This window comes from Paracoccus sp. FO-3 (assembly GCF_006386455.1).
GTDB lineage: Bacteria > Pseudomonadota > Alphaproteobacteria > Rhodobacterales > Rhodobacteraceae > Paracoccus > Paracoccus versutus.
In genome coordinates, this window is sequence record NZ_VCBQ01000011.1 from 1 (window position 1) to 17,684 (window position 17,684).

Consider the following 17,684-nt stretch of genomic DNA (forward strand, 5'->3'; position numbering starts at 1 on the left):
CGCGGCCCGCACGGCTGCTGGCGGGGCTGGCCGCGGCCTGCCTGGCGCTGGGCCTGCTGACCCTGTTCGGCGGGCGGGGGCCGGGGGGCTGGGGCTTCATCGCCCCGGAACTGCGCGAGACCTTCCTGCCGCTGCGCGCCACCGCGATCCTTGCCGCGGCCTCGGCCGGGGCGCTGCTGGCCGGGGCGGGGGCGATCCTGCAGCGGCTGACCGCGAACCCGATGGCCGCGCCCGAGGTGCTGGGCGTGACCGGCGGCGCCTCGCTGGGCTATGCGGTCACGGTCATGGCCGTGGACGGCGCGGGGCCGCTGATGCTGGCGCTGGGAACCTCGGCCGGGGGCGCGCTGGCGCTGGCCGGGCTGGCGGGATTCGCCATGCGCGCCGACCTGGCGCCGGCGCGGCTGCTGCTGGCGGGGCTGGCCATCGGGGCGCTGGCCTCGGCCGTGCTGGGGGCGATCATGGCCTCGGACGACCGGCGGGCCTGGGTGATCCTGGGCTGGCTGGCGGGCAGTGCCTCGCAGGTCTCGGCCCTGGGCGCCGCCGCGCTGGCCGGGCTGGCGCTGGCGTTGCTGGCCGTGCTGGTGGCCTTGGCCCGCGTGCTGGAAATCCTGCCGCTGGGCACCGAGGTCGGCCGCGCGCTAGGCCTGCCGCTGGCGCGGGTGCGGCTGGGGCTGATCCTGCTGGCGGGGCTGGCCACCGGGGCGGCGACCATGCTGGTCGGCCCGGTCAGCTTCGTCGGGCTGATGGCGCCGCACCTGGCCCGCGCCATGGGGCTGGCCCGCGCCGTGCCCTTCTGCACCGGCAGCTGGCTTTTGGGCGCGGTGCTGATGCTGCTGGCGGCCTTCGGCGCGCGCACGGCAAGCTATCCCTACGACCTGCCGCTGGGTCTGTTCGCCACGCTGATCGGCACGCCCTGGCTGTTCATCCTGCTGATGAAAAGGACATCCGCATGACGCTGTTCACCCTGTCGGGCGTCACCTATGACGTGCCGGGCCGCCGGCTGATCGAAAGGCTGGACCTGACGATCCGCCCCGGCATGGTCACGGCGCTGATCGGGCGCAACGGCTCGGGCAAGTCGACGCTGCTGAAGCTGATCTCGGGGCAGAACCGGCCCTCGGCCGGGCGCATCGCCTATGCCGGGCGCGACCTGGCGGATTGGGCGCCGCGCGAGCTGGCCCGCGACCTGGCCTATCTGCCGCAGGTCACGCCCCCGGCCGAGGGGATGCTGGTCGAGGAGCTGGTGGCGCTTGGCCGCTTTCCCTGGCGCGGCGCGCTGGGCCGCTTTCGCGCCGAGGACCACGCCGCCGTCGATGCCGCGATCCGGCGCTGCAGCGTCGGCCACCTGCGCCACCGCCTGGTCGATACCCTGTCGGGGGGCGAGCGCCAGCGCAGCTGGATCGCGATGATGCTGGCGCAGGGCGCGCGCACCTTGCTGCTGGACGAGCCGATCTCGGCCCTGGACGTGGCCCACCAGGTCGAGGTGCTGGACCTGGTCCATGGCATGTGCCGCGACGAGGGGTTTTCGGCCATCGTCGTGCTGCACGACCTGAACATGGCCGCGCGCTATTGCGACCATGTGGTCGCGCTGGGGGCGGGCCGGCTGCTGCTGGACGGTCCCATCGGCGCCCTGATGACACCCGAGGCGCTGCTGAGTATCTATGGCCTGCCGATGCATGTCGCCGCGCATGAAGGCCATGCCTTTGCGCTGCCGCGCTGAGACCCGGAAAGGAAGACGGAATGCTGCGCAAGTTTCTGGCCTATTACAAACCGCACCGCCGGCTGTTCTGGCTGGATTTCGGCTCGGCCGTGGTCTCGGGGCTTCTGGAGCTGTCCTTCCCGCTGGCGATCACGCTGTTCATCGACCACCTGCTGCCGATGGGCGACTGGTCGCTGACCATCGCCGCCGCCATCGGCCTGCTGGCCGTCTATGCCTTCAACACCATGCTGATGGGCATCGTGATCTATTGGGGCCACATGCTGGGGATCGAGATCGAGACCGAGATGCGCGCCCGCGCATTCAGCCACCTGACGCGCCTGTCCTGGCGCTGGTACGATCGCGCCCGCACCGGCAAGCTGGTCGCCCGCGTCACCCGCGACCTGGAAGAGATCGGCGAGGTCGCCCATCACGGCCCCGAAGACCTGTTCATCGCGGTGATGACCTTTGTCGGCGCCCTGGTGCTGATGGTCATGCTGCATCCCACGCTGGCGCTGGTGACGGCGGGGATCGTGCCGCTGACCGTCTGGCTGGTCGTGGTCTATGGCACGCGGATGACCAACACCTGGCGCCAGATCTATGCCCGCGTCGGCAATTTCAACGTCCGGCTGGAAGAGGCGATCGGCGGCATCCGCGTCGTGCAGGCCTTTGCCAACGAGGCGCATGAGGAGCGGCTGTTCGAAAAGGACAACCGCGCCTATCGCGCGACCAAGCTGGACGCCTATCGGATCATGGCGCTGTCCAGCGCCATCCACTACATGGGGCTGCGCTTCGTGCAGGTGGTGGTCATGGTCGCGGGCGCGGGCTTCGTGCTGCAGGGCAGCCTGACGACCGGCGGTTTCGTGGGCTTCCTGCTGCTGGTCGGTGTCTTCTTCCGCCCGCTGGAAAAGATCGCCGCGGTGATCGAGACCTATCCGCGCGGCATCGCCGGCTTTCGCCGCTACCTGGAGCTGCTGGAGACCGAGGCCGAGATCGCCGACGCGCCGGATGCGATCCCCGCGCCCGTGCTGAAGGGCAACGTCGTGTTCGAAGACGTCTCCTTCGGCTATGACAGCACCCGCCCGGTGCTACGTGGCATCTCGCTGGAGGTGAAGGCGGGCGAGACGGTGGCCTTCGTCGGCCCCTCGGGCGCGGGCAAGACGACGCTGCTGGCGCTGGTGCCGCGTTTCTATGAACCCGACGGGGGGCGGATCAGCATCGACGGGCTGCCCCTGGACGCGATGACGCTGGACAGCCTGCGCGGCCAGATCGGCATCGTCAGCCAGGACGTGTTCCTGTTCGGCACCACCCTGCGCGAGAACATCGCCTATGGCCGGCTGGGCGCCAGCGACGACGAGATCATGGCCGCCGCCGCCAAGGCCCAGCTGGGCCCGCTGATCGCCGGCCTGCCCGAGGGGCTGGACACGCTGGTCGGCGAACGCGGCGTCATGCTGTCGGGCGGGCAGAAGCAGCGCGTCGCCATCGCCCGCGCCTTCCTGAAGAACCCGCCGATCCTGATCCTGGACGAGGCGACCTCGGCCCTGGACCGTGAGACCGAGCGCGAGATCCAGGCGGCGCTGGAGGCGCTGTCGGCCGGGCGCACCACGCTGGTCATCGCGCATCGGCTGGGCACCATCCGCAACGCCGACCGCATCGTGGTGATGGAGGACGGCCAGCTGCGCGAGGCCGGCGACCACCACGGGCTGATCTCGCAGGGCGGGCTTTACGCCCGGCTGGCCAGCTGAGAAGAAGGAGGAAGAGGCCATGACCCGCAATGTCGTCGCCCTGGGCCGCCTGTCTTGCGTCCGTTGGGACGCGATCGAGGATTTCGCCCGCACCCTGTCCGAGTTCTGCAAGGTCCATGTCACCCCCGACCATGTGCTGACGGCAGACCTGGGGGCCGGCGGGATCGAGCTTCGCTGGGCCGGCAACGAGGCCGCGGTCCGGCTGGAGGCGGCGCTGGAACCCGGCCTGCAGAATCTGCGCGACACGCTGGCGCATATGCTGGACACGGTGCGCGAGGGCCTGTCGGCGAACCTGCGCTGGGAGGCGGGGGGCGACCTGGCGGGCCGCCTGCCGCCGAATTTCCGCCTGGGGCGCGTGCGCAGCGCCCGGCGGATCGCGCCGCGCTTCATCCGCCTGCGCATCGAGGCCGAGGATCTGGCCTATCTCAACCAGACCGGGCTGCATCTGCGGCTGCTGCAGCCCAGGGATCCCGAGAACCCGGTCTGGCCCCGCCTGCTGGCGAACGGGCGCACCGGCTGGCCCGGCGGCGCGCATCTGCACATGCCGGTCTATACCATCCGCGCCATCGACCCCGGCGCCGGCTGGCTGGACGTCGACGTCTTCCTGCACGGCAACGGCCCGACCTGCGCCTGGGCGCAGGAGGTCCGGCCCGGCGCGCCGGTGGGGCTGACCGGGCCGGGCGGCGGCTGGCTGCCGCAGGGCCGGCACCTTTGCCTGGGCGGCGACGAGACCGCCCTGCCGGTCATCGCCCGCATCCTGGAGCAGGCGGCCCCCGACAGCCGCGGGCTTGCCCTGATCGAGATCGAGGACGCGCAGGACATCCAGCCCATCGCCGCGCCTGCGGGGGTGGAGCTGGTCTGGCTGGTCCGCAATCGCCGCGATCCCGACCTGCGCGACACGCTGACCCGCTCGGCCGCGCGGGCCTATGCCGCCGACCCGCAAGCCGAGATCCTGTTCGGCGGCGAAAAGGCCGATGCGCTGGCCATCCGGGCGGCGCTGCGCGAGGCCTTCGGCCGCCTGCCCGCCACCGTCTCGACCAGCGCCTATTGGTCGCGCACCGCCTGACCGGCGCGGCGAAGGGCCCCGCGGGGCGGGCCGGCGCGGCCTATCGCGCGGCGGCGGCTTGCGCCACCTCGACGAAGTCCCGCACCTGCCTGGAGCGGTTCGAGCGTTTCCAGGCAAGCACGGTGCGGTTGCGGAAAAGCGGGTGCATGATCTGCCGCACCTCGACGTTGGAGCCCAGAAAGCCGATCAGGCTTTCGGGATAGATCGTCACGCCCAGCCCGGCCGCGACCAGGCCGATCAGGGCCAATGTGTTGGACGCCTCCAGCGTCACGTTCAGCGAGATGCCCTCGGCGCTGAACAGGTTGTTCAGCCGCCAGCGATATTCGTCCCATTCATGCGTGTCGCCCAGGATCATCTCTTGCCCGGCCAGGTCGGCCGGGGTGACGGCCGGCAGCCGCAGCAGCGCATGGCCGCGGGGCGTCACCACATAAAGCGGGTCCAGGGAAAGCTGGACCGTCTGGTAGTCGGAATGATCGAAGGGCCCGATCATGTAGCCCAGGTCGATCTCGTCATTGGCCAGGGCGATCTTTTGCCCCTGGGTCCGGATATAGCGGATCCTCAGGTCGATATGGGGATGGCGGCGCTGGAACCCGGCGACGGCCAGGGGCATCAGTTCGGTCGCAGCAAAGGCCATGTAGCCGACGGTCAGCGCGCCCAGCTTGCCCTCGGCGATGCGCCGGGCCAGCTGGACCGAGGATTCGTAGCGCTGCAGAAGATGGGCGTTGTCTTCATAGAAGCTGCGGCCGGCCTGGGTCAGCCTGACCTCTCGGGTGGTGCGCTCCAGCAGGCGAAAGCCCAGCACCGATTCAAGCTTCTGGATCCGGCGGCTCAGCGCGGACTGGTCCAGGTTCAGCCGCTCGGCCGTGCGGCGGAAGTTCAGTTCCTCGGCCAGGGTGATGAAGGAATGGACACTCTCGATGCCCTGGAGATCGTGCAAGCGGCCACCTTCCAAGATTGATGCAAACGGCGCATGAATAAATGCTGACACGCCATTTCCCTTGCGTCAAGCATGGCCGGATTATGGCCATCAGAGCGACGGATCACCAGTCCTGCGGGGGCTGGGGCGGCTCGTAAACCAGGGCCCGCGAAGGCGGCCTTGCATCAATGGCACAAGGAAAGACCGATCATGAGCGAAGTCGACACCAAGGAACTGGACCGTCTGCTGCAAGAGGCGTTCGACACGGCCACGAAACTGTATCAGGAGCGCGGCTTCCAGCGCCGCGTGGGCTTTGGCAAGCGGCCGGCACTGGTCAGCGTCGATCTGGCGAATGCCTGGACCCGTCCGGGCAACCCCTTCACCTGCGACCAGGAGAAGATGGACGGCGAGATCATCCCCGGCATGCAGAAGCTGCTGAAGGCCTTCCGCGCCGCCGGCCTGCCCGTCGTCCATGTCACCACCGCCTATGAGATCACCGACCGCAATGCCGATTTCACCGACATGGGGCTGTGGCACAACAAGATCCCGGTCGATGTCGTCGACCTGGCCAAGCCGGAGCTTTGGGCCATCGACAGCCGCATCGCCCCGGTCGAGGGTGAATACACGCTGCTGAAAAAGCGCGCCTCGTCCTTTCACGGCACGGAACTGGCGGGCATCCTGCGGGCCAACAACGTGGACACGATCCTTGTCACCGGCGTGACCGCCTGCGCCTGCGTGCGCCAGACCATCTGCGACGGCATCGCCGACGGCTTCCGCACCATCGCGGTCAAGGAATGCATCGGCGACCGCGTGCCGGGCGCCGTGGCCTGGAACCTGTTCGACATCGACGCGAAGTTCGGCGACGTCCACACGGTGGACGAATGCGTGGCCTATATCGACGGGCTTGCGGCGCAAAAGATCGCCGCCGAATAATCCCCACGCGGCGCCCGGAAACGGGCGCCGTTTTCATTCCGGTCGCCAAGAACCACACATGAATTCCAAAGGGAGCTTCGCATGACACAAACTGCCGAATCCGATCCCGCCACCCTGAGAAAGGTGACGACCGCCGCGGTCGCGGGCACGGTGATCGAATGGTTTGACTTCGCCATCTACGGCTTCATGGCCCCGATCCTGGCCGTGACCTTCTTTCCCGAAGGCGACGACCTGGTCGGGCTGTTGCAGACCTTCGCCATCTTCGCGATTTCCTTTGCGCTTCGCCCCATCGGCGGGGCCTATTTCGGCATGATGGGCGATCGGGTGGGCCGCAAGCGCGTCCTGGCCCTGACGGTGCTGCTGATGTCGATCGCGACCGTCGCCATCGGCCTGCTGCCCAGCTATCAGGCGATCGGCATCTGGGCGCCGATCCTGCTGACGGTGGCCCGCTGCGTGCAGGGGTTTTCCGCCGGCGGCGAATATGCCGGGGCCGTCACCTATGTCATCGAACATGCGCCGGCGCATCAGCGGTCGCGCTATTCCAGCTACATGCCCGCCTCGACCTTCGCCTCGTTCGCGCTGGCGGCGATGTGTTCCTATCTGCTGACGGCAAGCCTGACGACCGAGCAGATGCACAGCTGGGGCTGGCGCGTGCCGTTCCTGATCGCGGCGCCCCTGGGGCTGGTCGCCCTTTATATCCGGCATCGGCTGGACGAGAGCCCGCTGTTCCAGAAGATCATGGATGCGCCCGCGCCCGAACATGCCCCGCTGCGCCAGACCCTGCGCGAGCAATGGCTGCCCATGCTGCGGCTTGGCTGCTACATCAGCCTGACGGCGCTGTCCTTCTACATCTTCTCGACCTATATGACGAGCTTCCTGCGCACGGTCGTCGGAATGCCCGCAGACAAGGTGCTGCTGAGCAATGTCATCGCGCTGAGCGCCGCGGCCCTGGCCGCCCCCCTGATCGGCAAGGTCTGCGACCGGGTCGGACGGCGCCCGACCATGGCGGTTTCGGCGCTGCTTCTGGGTTGCCTTGCCATCCCGGCCTATCAGGTGGCATCCGACGGGACCATCGGCTCGGCCGTATCCGCGCAGCTGATGCTGGCGCTTGGCGCGGTGACGGCGAATGTGGTGACGGCCGTGCTGCTGTGCGAGGTCTTCCCGACCCGCGTGCGCTATACCGCCTCGGCCGTCACCTACAACGTGGCCTATGCCGTCTTCGGGGGCACCGCGCCTTTCGTCGCCACCTGGCTGATCGCATCGACCGGAGACCGCCTGGCCCCGGCGATCTACATCACCGTGATCGCGGTCATCGCCTTCATCGTGACGCTGATTTCGCCCGAAACGGCGGGGCGTCCGTTCCGGGGGATCAACCGCTCGGCCGAGGACGCCACGATCGAGCATGGCCGCGTGAAATCCCCGGCCTGAGAGCCTTGCGGCGGTGCCGATGGTGCCGCCGCATCATTTTGCCGGAAGCGAGCGGAAGTGTGCTTTCCGCTCGCGACCGTTTCCGGGCGCGCGCTTCGCGATCCCCAAGGTGCGGCATCCCGGCGGCCCGGAGAGGAGCGCGAGATGCATTCCGAGGCTCTCGGGCCTGGTCGTCGGGACAAGGACGCCCTGAGCTATTGCGGCCCGAACGGCGGCGGCTACGGCGATCCGCTGAGCCGGCCGCCGCGACAAGGTGCTGGAGGACGTGCTGGGCGGCTATTGCTCGGCTGACCATGCCCGGACGGTCTATGGCGTCGCAATCGGCCTCGACGCCGTGACGGGCGATCCTGCCGCGACGGAAAAGCTGCGCGGCGATGCGCAAGCCGAACAGGGGCCGCGCAAAGCGGCCCCTTGCGCATGGAAAACCCGGTGCGGCTGGCCTGCGCAATGGTCCCCACTCACTCGGCCAACCTGATCCCGGCGGCCCTGGCCCTCGTCACCCTGACGCCCAGGCCCTTCATCGGACGCAGCGGCGTGGCTCAAGGGCCGCCTTTCCGCGGCCAGGAATTTTCTTCTCAAAAAAGGGCGGATTTTGGAATGTAAAACCCGACAAAGATGATAGATATTTAAGGGAAGGAGAAAGCCATGATTCGCACGTTACTTCTTCCCGGCCTTGACGGTTCGCCCGCACCGCATTGGCAGCATTGGTGGGCGCAAACCGATCCGCATGCGGTGATCGTCGAGCAGGGCTCGTGGTCGCGGCCCTGCCCGGACCAATGGCTGACCGAGATCGCCGGCGCCCTGCTGCGCCATCCCGGCGCGGTCCTGGTCGGGCATTCGCTGGGCGCCATCGCGGCGGTCAAGCTCTTGCTGCAATGGCCGCAGCTTCAGGCAGGCGGGACGCTGCTGGTCGCGCCGGCGGAACCCGGCCGCGATCCGCGCACCGCGATCTTCGGCAAGATACCCGAAGGCCCGCTGCCGGTTCCGGCGATCGTGGTGGCCAGCCGGAACGACCCCTGGATGGAGCACGAGCGGGCAAGCACCCTTGCCCGTGCCTGGCGCGCAGCCTTCGTCGACCTGGGGGATGCCGGACATGTCAACGTGGCGGCGGGCTATGGTCCCTGGCCCCAGGGCCGCCAGTTGCGCGCGCTGCTGCCCCGGACCGAAACCCGGCCGGCGGGGTTGTGCCTGCCGCCCCGGCCCGTGCCGGGACGACGCGCCTTGCCCGAACGGCCGGCGCTATGACCCGGCAAGGATCGCAATCCAGAAGCGAAAGGACGAACCGATGTATGGCTTTGCCTATGATCCGGGCTTCATCGCCTTTCTGCCGCAAGACGGCGAAGCCCTGCCCGAGCAGCAGGAAAGCCGGCTGGGACGGGCGCTGGCCGTGTTCTGGTCGCTGGCCTTCCTTTGCCTGATGGTGCTGTGATGGACGGCCAGTTTCCGCAGGACGGCAGCCGCCACGTCATCATCGTCGGCGGCGGGGCCAGCGGCGTGCTGGCGGCCGCGCATCTGCTGCGCGCCAATCCCCTGCTGCGCATCAGCATGATCGAGAAGGCGCAGACCCTGGGATGCGGCATCGCCTATGCGACCGAGAACCCGGACCACCTGCTGAACACCCGCGTCCACAACATGAGCGCATTTCCCGACGATCCGGGGCATTTCCTGCGCTGGCTGCACGATTCGGCCGAGGCGCCGGCCGCCACGCCCGATTGCTTCGCCAGCCGGGCGGCCTATGGCCGATACCTGGAGGGCCTGCTGGCGGCCTGGGGTCGGGATCGCCTGACCTGCCACCGCCGGGAATGCCTGCGGGTCGAGGAAAGCCGCGGCTGCGTGCGCGCGCATCTGGACGACGGCAGCGCGATCACCGGGCATCTGGCCATCCTCGCCACCGGCCATGCGGTTCCGCAGCACCCGCCGCAGGGCATGCGCGGGGCCTGGGACTTCGGCCCTCCGGCCGATCTTGGGGCGGAGGTGGCGATCATCGGCACCGGCCTGTCGATGGTGGACCATGTCGTCTCGCTGCTGGGGCGCGGGCATCGCGGGCGCATCACCTGCCTGTCGCGGCGCGGGCTCCTGCCGCGCGCCCATGCCGCCGGCCATGCCCTTGCCATCGCGCGCGACGAGATCCCGCTGGGTGCGCCGGTCGGCCGCCTGCTGGCCTGGCTGCGCGCGCGCATCCGAGAGGCCGAGGCCGGGGGGCTGGACTGGCGCGATGTCATCGACGGCTTGCGCCCGCATGTCAGCGCCACCTGGCAGGGCTGGGACGAAGACAGCCGGCGCCGCTTCCTGCGCCACGGCGCCGCGTGGTGGGAGGTGCATCGCCACCGCATGCCGCCCCAATCCGCGGCGATGATCGCCGAGGCCGAGGCGCGGGGCCAGCTGCACGTGCTGAAGGCCCGGTTCGAGCGCCTGGCCGGCGACGGCGTGCATGTGCTGACGCCGCAAGGTCCGCTGCGGCTGCCGGCCGATCATGTCATCGACTGCCGCGGCATCCGGCGCGATCCCGAAACCGACAGCGCGCCGGTGGTGCTGGACCTGCTGGCGACCGGGCGGGGGCGGCTGGACCGCCTGCGGCTGGGGCTGGACACCACCGCCGAGGCGCAGCTGATCGCCCGCGACGGCCGCGTCTCGCGGCGGCTGTTCGCCATCGGCCCCTGCGCCCGCGGCGCGCTGTGGGAGATCACGGCGATCCCGGACATCCGGCTGCAATGCGCCCGCCTGGCCGGGTTGCTGGACCGGCTGCCCCAAGAAGCCCTGGGTTGAGCCCCGTGCCCCGCTGGCCGGCGGTCGTCACCCGCCGGCGAATGGACAAGCGGCTGATTTTCCTTGGCCTTCTTTTTCGGCAAGAAAACTCGATTGATCGCATAGACAATATCGTTATTCTTTCCGTCGAATCCCTGGACGCGAAGAAGGCGAAGCCATGCAGGATCTGGACCTGATCGACCGCAAGATCGTGGCGGAACTGATGCGGGATGCAACCTTGCCGATCGCGCAGATCGCCGAAAAGGTGGGTCTGTCGCAAACCCCCTGCTGGAAGCGGATACAGAAGCTCGAGGCGCAGGGCGTGCTGACCGGGCGGGTGGCGCTGGCCGATCCCGTCAAGCTGGGCTTCGGCATCCTGGTCTTTGTCGAGATCGAGGCGCCGGTCCATTCGCCGGAATGGCGCGACGCGTTCACCCGCGCCGTCGCCGGCCTGCCCGAGATCATGGAGGTCTATCGCATGGCCGGGCGCATGGATTACCTGCTGCGCGTGGCGGTGCCGGACATGACCGCCTTCGACCTGTTCTACAAGCGGCTGACGGATGCCGTGCCGATCAAGAACGTCACCTCGCATTTTTCGATGGAGCGCATCCGGTTCAGCACCGCCTATCCGGTGGACACCCGCAACCGCTGAACCGCGGCGAAGGGGAATCGGGGTGCGCATCCCATTCGCCTCGGGTGTGGATAATTCACTATAAAAGCGATGAAATTTATCGTGTAAAATAGGGCCGGATGTGCTATGCTGACGGGGCCCCTGTGCAGCCCGTTTGGAGGACGTGAAACTGGCCATTTTCAAGGAACGTCAGACGCTGAAGGCGGCGGCGGATGTTCTGGACAACCGCGACGCGGTTGAAGCGAAGCAGCTTGAGATCGTTCCCCAACCCCGGACCTGGGAACAGCATTACGACGCTCTTGGCAGATAATTCGGCCATGGGACGGCGGGTCGCCCCGCCGTCCCCCTGCGAACCGGCGGCCGGGGTCCGGCAAGGACATGGACCCCGGCCGTTGCCGTTTTCGGGGGCGGCGGGTCACTCGGCCGCCAGGGGGCGTTCGGGATCGTCCGCCGCGATCCCGCCGTCGATGCGGATGATCCGGTCGGTCATGGCCAGCGTCGTCTCGCGATGGGCGATGACGATGCGCGTCATGCCCAGCCGGCGGATGGCGAGGTTGATGATTTCCTCGTTGGTGCTGTCGAGGTGGCTGGTCGCCTCGTCCATGAGCAGGACCGAGGGCCGGCGATAGAGCGCGCGGGCCAGCACGATGCGCTGCTTCTGCCCGCCCGAAAGCGTGCTGCCCATGTCGCCGACCAGCGTCTCGTATCCCATCGGCATGGCGCGGATCTCGTCATGGATGGCGGCCATGCGAGCGGCGCGCTCCAGATCCTCGGCCGAGACCTGGGCCGCGAAGCCGGTGATATTGTCGATGATCGAGCCGGCGAACAGCCGATCCTCCTGCAACACGCAGCCGACGCGGCTGCGATAGGCCGCAAGGCCGATGGCGTCCAGCGGAACGCCGTCGATCAGCACCTGGCCCGAGCCGGGCCGGGCCAGCCCGGCCAGCACCTTCAGCAGCGTGGTCTTGCCCGCGCCCGAGGGCCCGGCGATGCCGACGCATTCGCCCGCCTCGATGCGCAGGCCGATGCCCTTCAGCACCTCGGGGTCGTTGTCGGCATAGCGAAAGCGCACGTCGCGCATCTCGAGCCGGGCGGGCTTTGCCGACGGGGGCGGGGCGGCGAGGGGGCGGCGCGCCTCTTCCTCGGGCTCGGCCATGGCGATGTCGGCGATGCGTTCGCCGTGCAGTGCCAGCATGCGGAATTGCAGCACGGTGTCGATGAAGCTGTTGATGCGGTCGGCGAACTGGTCCTTGTAGGCTAGGAAGGCCACGAACATGCCGACCGTCATGGCCGAGTCGATGATCGCCATCACCCCGAAATAGATGATCAGCAGCCGGTCGATGCCAAAGATCGAGGCCGCGCCCGACCGGAAATAGACGTCGAATTTCTGGACCCGCAGCTCGGCGTTCAGGCGCTCGACCAGGTGGTTGATCCAGGTGCCCTGGCGGCGCGATTCCAGGTTCAGCACCTTCACGCTGCCGATCCCGCGCACCGATTCCATGAAATGCGTGTTTTCCTGCGCGGCATGGACGATGGCCTCTTCGGACATGCGGCGATAGATGCCCCAGGTCGAAAGGCGCAGGACCGCGTAAAGCCCCACCCCCAGCAGCGCCAGCCACAAGAGCCAGCCGCCATAGAGCCACATCATCGCGATCAGCGCCAGCGACATCACCCCGTCCAGCAGCGCCGTCACCGCCGATGCGGTCACGGTGCGCTGGATCGAATCCAGCGACCCGAAGCGCGAGACGATGTCGCCGACATGGCGCTTTTCGTAATAGGCTAGGGGCAGGCGCATCAGGTGGTCGAACAACCCCACCTTCCATTGCAGGGCCAGGCCCGAGCCCGTCAGCAGGGTGATCCAGCTGCGCGCGAAGCTTGCCGCGACCTGCAATATCAGCAGGAAGGCCAGCGCGATGACCAGGATGGTCAGCAGGTCGCGGTCGGCCGCCACCACCACCTCGTCCAGGATCAGCTGGAAGCCGATGGGCATGGCGATCACGGTGATCTCCAGCAGCAGCGAAACCGCCAGCACCTGCGCCACCGCGGCGCCGATGCCGCGCGTGCGCCGGATCATGTCCAGGATGCTGATCCGCACCGTCTCGTCGCGCCGGGCGAAGCCGTCGGTCGGCCATGCTTCCAGCGCGATGCCGGTGAATTTCCGCGACACCTCGGCCATCGGCACCTTGCGCCGGCCGATGGCGGGATCGTGGATGGTGATGCCGCGCGCGCCGACGCGGGTCAGCACCACGAAATGGTTGTGGTCCCAATGCAGCACGCAGGGCAGGCGCAACCGGGACAGATCCTCCAGGTCCAGCCGCAGGGCGCGGGTCGCCAGGTGCAGCGCCTCGCCGATGCCGGCCAGATCCTTCAGCGTCGTGCCCTTCATCGAGGCCGAGAAGCGCCGCCGGATCGCGGGCAGGTCCATCCGGTGGCCGTGGTGGCCGGCGACCATGGCCAGGCAGGCCAGGCCGCATTCGGCCGCCTCGCTTTGCAGGATGACCGGCGTGGCCCCGAAAAGGCGCGCATTCAGCCGCTGGGGCAGGGCCTGCGTCATCCCGCACCGCCGGAAACGGCGCCCCGCAAGCCGTAGAGCGGTTCGAGGATCCATTGATACAGCGGCCGGGTCTCGACCAGCAGATGCGCCTCGACCTCCATGCCGGCCTGCAAGGGCTGCGCCTGGCCATAGGCGTTCACATGCGGCAGCCTGGGCTGGACGGTGACGCGGTAAAGCACCGGCGCGTCCTGGTTGTCGCGGCGCAGCTCTCCCAGCCCCTCGGGGCCCAGGCTGGCGCGCGAGATCACCGTGACCTCGCCCGGATATTGCCCGAACTTCTGATAGGGGAAGGCCCGATAGCGCAGCAGGACCGGCATGCCTTCGCGCACGAAGCCGATGGCCGATCCCGGTGCCAGCAGCTGCGCGACCAGCGGGCGGTTCTGCGGCACGATGGTCAGAAGCGGCGCCCCCGCCGCCACCGTCTGCCCGGCCAGGGTGATGATCCCGGTCACGGTGCCGTCGCGCGGGGCGGTGACGGCGACCTCGCGCCGGGCCTCGCTTTCCGAGATCTGCTGGTCGATGTCGAGGATCTGGCGCCGGATCTCGGCCGCCTGCGCCTGGGATTGCAGGTCGAAGGCGGCGATCTGGGCCTGCAGGTCGTTCACCCGGCTTTCCGCCTGCACCCTTTCGCGCCGCAAGGCGGGCAGCTGCGCGCGCTCGGCATAGAACACGCGCAGGCGCTGTTCGTATTCGGCCGAGACGGCGACCCCGCGCGCCAGCAGGTCTTTCTGCCGCTCGGCGAAGCCGGAAAACTCGCGCACCGTCGCTTCGAGCAGCTGCAACTGCTCGTCGATCTGCGGGATTTCACGCTGAAGATCGGCCAGCCGGGCCTGGATCGCCCGCTTCTCCAGCGCCCGCATCCGCCTGTCCCGTTCCAGCGTCCGGGTCAGTTCGACCCGCTTGCCGGCCAGGATCTCGGACACCGCGTCCTGGGTGGGGCCAAGCGCGGTGGTGACGTCGATGCTGAGCGTGTAGAGCACGTCGCCGCGCCGCACCTGCTGGCCTTCGCCGACGCGAAGCTCGGTGACCCAGCCCGATTGCGGGGCGGTGACGCGGGTCAGCCCGTCCTGCGGCAGGATCATCCCGCCGACCCGGACGCGGCGGGTGTAATCGGCAAAGGTGACGAACAGCACCATCGCAACCACGAAGGCAATCGAGAACAGGGCAAAGGCGACGATCGGGATGCGAGAGATCACCACCGGGCGCCCCAGCCACGCCTGGGCGCGCGCATGCAGCGATTCCGGCCGGAACAAGGGTGCCACGTCAGTTCACCGCTGGTTGATGCCGCCGCGCCTTGGGGCGGGCGGCACCTGTCATGCCGGAACCGGCAGCGGGCCCGGAATCGGCCCCGGTCCAGGATCGGGGGCCGGCATGGCGGGAAAGCGCGGCCAGGGCCGCGGCGGCGGCACGATCGGCCGGCGCGGGCGCTGTTTGGGCGGCGGAACCCCGTCGAGGCCGCCGCCGGCGATCCGCCCCAGCATGTCGTCGGGGATGAGGGTCAGGGTCATGTCGGGTCTCTCCCATATCGGCCGCGTTGCGTTCCCAAGGGTCGCAGCGCAAGGCGCCGGAGTCATTAGTGCGGATGTGCTATGTCGGCGCCCGCCCGATGCGCTAGACTGGGGATGAAGGGGGGAGGCCGAGCATGCCGGACAGCGCGCGGGACCGCATCGTTCTGGCGGACGACCATCCGGTCTTTCGCGACGGGCTGCGCCGGATCATCCTGGGCATCGACCCGACCGTCGCCATCGCCGAGGCCGCCAGTTTCGAGCAGGTGCTGCAACGCGCGCGCGACGGCGCGGCCCCCGACGCCTTCATCCTGGACCTGGTCTTTCCGGGTTTCGAGCCGTGCCAGTCGCTTTCCCTGCTGCGGCGGGAGTTTCCGGCAAGCTCGATCATCATGGTCTCGATGATGGACGACGGCGCCACCATCCAGCGGCTGATGCAGGCCGGGGCGGACGGGTTCGTCGGCAAGTCGCTGCCGGCCGAGGCGATGGCGCAGGCGATCCAGGCCATCCGCGCGGGCGAGCCGGTGATCGCCACCGCCGCCGCCGGCTGCGGGCCCGAGGTCGCGCCGGACGAGCCGTCGATCCTGGACCGGCTGACGCCGCGGCAGGTCGAGGTTCTTCGCCATCTCTCGGCCGGCTGCTCGAACAAGGAAATCGCCCGCAACCTGGGAATTTCGCCCTTTACCGTGCGCATCCACGTCTCGGGCGTGCTGCGCGCGCTGGGCGTGCAGACGCGGGCGGCGGCGGCGGCCAGGGCCGCGGCGGCGGGCCTGCCCGGCAGCTGAGGGTCAGGCCGCTGGGCCGGCGAATTTCTGCGCCATCAGCGCCGCGCGCAGCCTGGCGGGATGCACGGGCTTCGGCAGGATCGGCAGCGACTTGTCCGGCAGCTCGTCGGCGATATGCGCGGCGTCGTGGCCGGACATGATGATCGCCGGGACCGGCCGGCCCAGGGCCGCGCGGATGCGCTGGATGCATTCGCCGCCGGTCCCGTCCTCCAGATCCTGGTCGGCCAGGATCAGGTCGCAATCGCGCGGCAGGGCATGGGCCGAGGCCTCGTCCTCGACGATGCAGCCCCAGCTTTCCAGGATGCGGCGGGTGGCGCCCCGGACCTCGTCATGGTCCTCGACCAGCAGGATCCGCATCCCGGCCAGCGCCGTGGCGGGCGCCGCCACCGGGGCGGGCGCGGCCGCGACCTCCTGCGTCGGCTCCAGCCCGGAAATCTCGATCGTCGTGCCATGGCCGGGCACCGAGTCCAGCGCGACCTGCAATCCCAGCAGCCTTGCCATCCTGACGACGATGGGCAGGCCCAGCCCGATCCCCTCGCGCGTGCGGCGATGGCGGGGACTGCGATAGAACTCTTCGAAGATGCGGGCCTGTTCCTCGGGCTCGATGCCCGGCCCGCTGTCGCAGATCAGGACCGAGACCTGCCCGCCTCGCCGCCGGCACCCGATCACCACCTTGCGCCCCGGCGCGTATTTCACCGCGTTCGACACGAGATTGCCCAGCATCACCGCCAGGATCGCCCGGTCGGTGCGCACCGACAGCCCAGTGTCCACGACCCGCAGCGTCACCCCCGCCTTGTGCGCGGCGTCGCCGTGCTGGTCCGCCACATCGCGCAAAAGCGGCCCCAGCGCCACGACCTGCGGCCTGGGCACGATCCGCCCGCTGTCCAGCGTGGACACGTCCAGCAGCGAGCGGAACAGCGCCGACACCCCGTTCAGCGCCCGGTCGATGCTGTCCACCATCCTGGCCTGGTCCTGGTTCAGCCCCGACCGTTTCAGGCAAGAGGTGAACAGGCCGATGGCATGGATCGGCTGGCGCAGGTCGTGGCTCGCCTGGGCCAGGAAGCGCGATTTCGCCAGGTCGGCGCGCAAAGCCTCGTCATGGGCCCGGCGCAGCGCGGAGATCAGCGTATGGGCATAGGCCGGGACGACCAGCGCCATCAGCGCCACGGTGATCAGGAAATAGGGCAGCTCGCGCCAATACGGGCTGAACAGCCCGATGCCCAGCACGCTGAGCTGCGACAGCGTCATCGCGATCAGCAGGTAGCGGCGGCCATAGCGGATGCCATAGCCGATGGTGATCCACAGCAGCACCACGAAGACCGGCGTCATGGTCTGTCCCGCCACGCCGATCAGGAAGGCGGTGTTGCCGTAGTCCAGCGCCATCGCCAGGGCGCGCCGCCAGTGGCGCACCCCCGGCCTGGCCCGCGCCGACCAGTGGATGAACAGCGCGATGGCGAAAAGCTGCACCATCTCGAGCAGCAGGATGCCCTCGAGCGGCGGCCCGATCACGTCAAGCGCGATCAGCAGCCCGATATAAAGGGCGACGATCCCCGCCAGGGTCAGGCGGACGTTGCTTTGCCGCTGCTCGGTTTCGGCAAAGAACTCGTCGGATCTTGCGGGATGGGCGGGATGGGGCAGCCAGGCTGTCTTCATGCGGTCTCCGGTCCGGCGCTGCGGGCAGCG

The 17,684-nt window shown here is 69.1% G+C and carries 17 protein-coding genes; 12 read left to right on the top strand and 5 right to left on the bottom strand.

The genetic code is table 11. From position 1 onward, the window contains the following. The 4 genes from FE811_RS04625 to FE811_RS04640 form a co-directional block, all read left to right on the top strand. On the top strand, nt 1-953 hold a 953-nt coding region (locus FE811_RS04625), incomplete at its 5' end, for an iron chelate uptake ABC transporter family permease subunit (protein WP_181180817.1). Then, on the top strand, nt 950-1,717 hold the full coding sequence (locus FE811_RS04630) for an ABC transporter ATP-binding protein (RefSeq protein WP_036750516.1): 768 nt from the start codon (nt 950-952) through the stop codon (nt 1,715-1,717). The genes FE811_RS04625 and FE811_RS04630, both read left to right, overlap by 4 nt. Nucleotides 1,718-1,737: 20 nt before the next feature. Further along, the gene (locus tag FE811_RS04635; protein WP_036750518.1) at nt 1,738-3,438 is read left to right on the top strand and encodes an ABC transporter ATP-binding protein; all 1,701 of its coding nucleotides are present in this window, start codon (nt 1,738-1,740) and stop codon (nt 3,436-3,438) included. Nucleotides 3,439-3,457: 19 nt separating this feature from the next. After that, nucleotides 3,458-4,504: a siderophore-interacting protein gene (locus FE811_RS04640; RefSeq protein ID WP_140846832.1), complete on the top strand. Its 1,047-nt coding sequence runs from the start codon at nt 3,458-3,460 to the stop codon at nt 4,502-4,504. Between the two features lie 40 nt (nt 4,505-4,544). On the opposite strand, the gene FE811_RS04645 is transcribed toward FE811_RS04640, so the two are convergent. Continuing rightward, a complete protein-coding gene (locus FE811_RS04645) occupies nt 4,545-5,441 on the bottom strand; it encodes a LysR family transcriptional regulator (RefSeq protein ID WP_140846835.1) in 897 nt (298 codons plus the stop codon). 189 nt (nt 5,442-5,630) lie between these two features. On the opposite strand from FE811_RS04645, the gene FE811_RS04650 reads away from it, so the two are divergent. From FE811_RS04650 to FE811_RS27355, 7 genes are all read left to right on the top strand, one after another. Further along, a complete protein-coding gene (locus FE811_RS04650; protein WP_036750528.1) occupies nt 5,631-6,353 on the top strand; it encodes an isochorismatase family protein in 723 nt (240 codons plus the stop codon). A gap of 81 nt (nt 6,354-6,434) precedes the next feature. Beyond that, entirely contained in the window at nt 6,435-7,781 is a 1,347-nt protein-coding gene (locus FE811_RS04655) for an MFS transporter (RefSeq protein ID WP_072461826.1), read from the top strand. Nucleotides 7,782-8,426: 645 nt separating this feature from the next. Next, nucleotides 8,427-9,026, top strand: a complete 600-nt coding sequence (locus FE811_RS04660) for an alpha/beta hydrolase (RefSeq protein ID WP_140846837.1) — start codon at nt 8,427-8,429, stop codon at nt 9,024-9,026. A gap of 40 nt (nt 9,027-9,066) precedes the next feature. Beyond that, nucleotides 9,067-9,210, top strand: a complete 144-nt coding sequence (locus FE811_RS27350) for a hypothetical protein (RefSeq protein WP_157034049.1) — start codon at nt 9,067-9,069, stop codon at nt 9,208-9,210. After that, on the top strand, nt 9,210-10,547 hold the full coding sequence (locus FE811_RS04665; RefSeq protein WP_140846840.1) for an FAD/NAD(P)-binding protein: 1,338 nt from the start codon (nt 9,210-9,212) through the stop codon (nt 10,545-10,547). The genes FE811_RS27350 and FE811_RS04665 overlap by 1 nt, the downstream gene beginning before the upstream one ends. A gap of 157 nt (nt 10,548-10,704) precedes the next feature. Beyond that, a complete protein-coding gene (locus tag FE811_RS04670; RefSeq protein WP_036750536.1) occupies nt 10,705-11,178 on the top strand; it encodes an Lrp/AsnC family transcriptional regulator in 474 nt (157 codons plus the stop codon). Nucleotides 11,179-11,320: 142 nt separating this feature from the next. Continuing rightward, nucleotides 11,321-11,467 carry a hypothetical protein gene (locus tag FE811_RS27355; RefSeq protein WP_181180818.1) on the top strand — a complete coding sequence of 49 codons (147 nt, stop codon included), beginning with the start codon at nt 11,321-11,323 and terminating at the stop codon, nt 11,465-11,467. Between the two features lie 105 nt (nt 11,468-11,572). On the opposite strand, the gene FE811_RS04675 is transcribed toward FE811_RS27355, so the two are convergent. The 3 genes from FE811_RS04675 to FE811_RS04685 are packed head-to-tail and all read right to left on the bottom strand — an operon-like array spanning nt 11,573 to nt 15,219. Further along, a complete protein-coding gene (locus FE811_RS04675; RefSeq protein WP_140846843.1) occupies nt 11,573-13,711 on the bottom strand; it encodes a peptidase domain-containing ABC transporter in 2,139 nt (712 codons plus the stop codon). Beyond that, nucleotides 13,708-14,973 carry an HlyD family secretion protein gene (locus tag FE811_RS04680; protein ID WP_114537401.1) on the bottom strand — a complete coding sequence of 422 codons (1,266 nt, stop codon included), beginning with the start codon at nt 14,971-14,973 and terminating at the stop codon, nt 13,708-13,710. The genes FE811_RS04675 and FE811_RS04680 overlap by 4 nt, the downstream gene beginning before the upstream one ends. 51 nt (nt 14,974-15,024) lie before the next feature. Next, nucleotides 15,025-15,219: a hypothetical protein gene (locus tag FE811_RS04685; RefSeq protein WP_140846845.1), complete on the bottom strand. Its 195-nt coding sequence runs from the start codon at nt 15,217-15,219 to the stop codon at nt 15,025-15,027. Between the two features lie 134 nt (nt 15,220-15,353). Here FE811_RS04685 and FE811_RS04690 point away from each other — a divergent pair, with 134 nt between their 5' ends. Beyond that, nucleotides 15,354-16,001 (top strand): response regulator transcription factor, encoded by a 648-nt coding sequence (locus FE811_RS04690; protein ID WP_114537403.1) that lies wholly within the window; start codon nt 15,354-15,356, stop codon nt 15,999-16,001. Nucleotides 16,002-16,004: 3 nt separating this feature from the next. Here FE811_RS04690 and FE811_RS04695 read toward each other — a convergent pair whose 3' ends face one another. Then, the gene (locus tag FE811_RS04695) at nt 16,005-17,654 is read right to left on the bottom strand and encodes a hybrid sensor histidine kinase/response regulator (RefSeq protein ID WP_140846848.1); all 1,650 of its coding nucleotides are present in this window, start codon (nt 17,652-17,654) and stop codon (nt 16,005-16,007) included. Nucleotides 17,655-17,684: the final 30 nt, after the last annotated feature.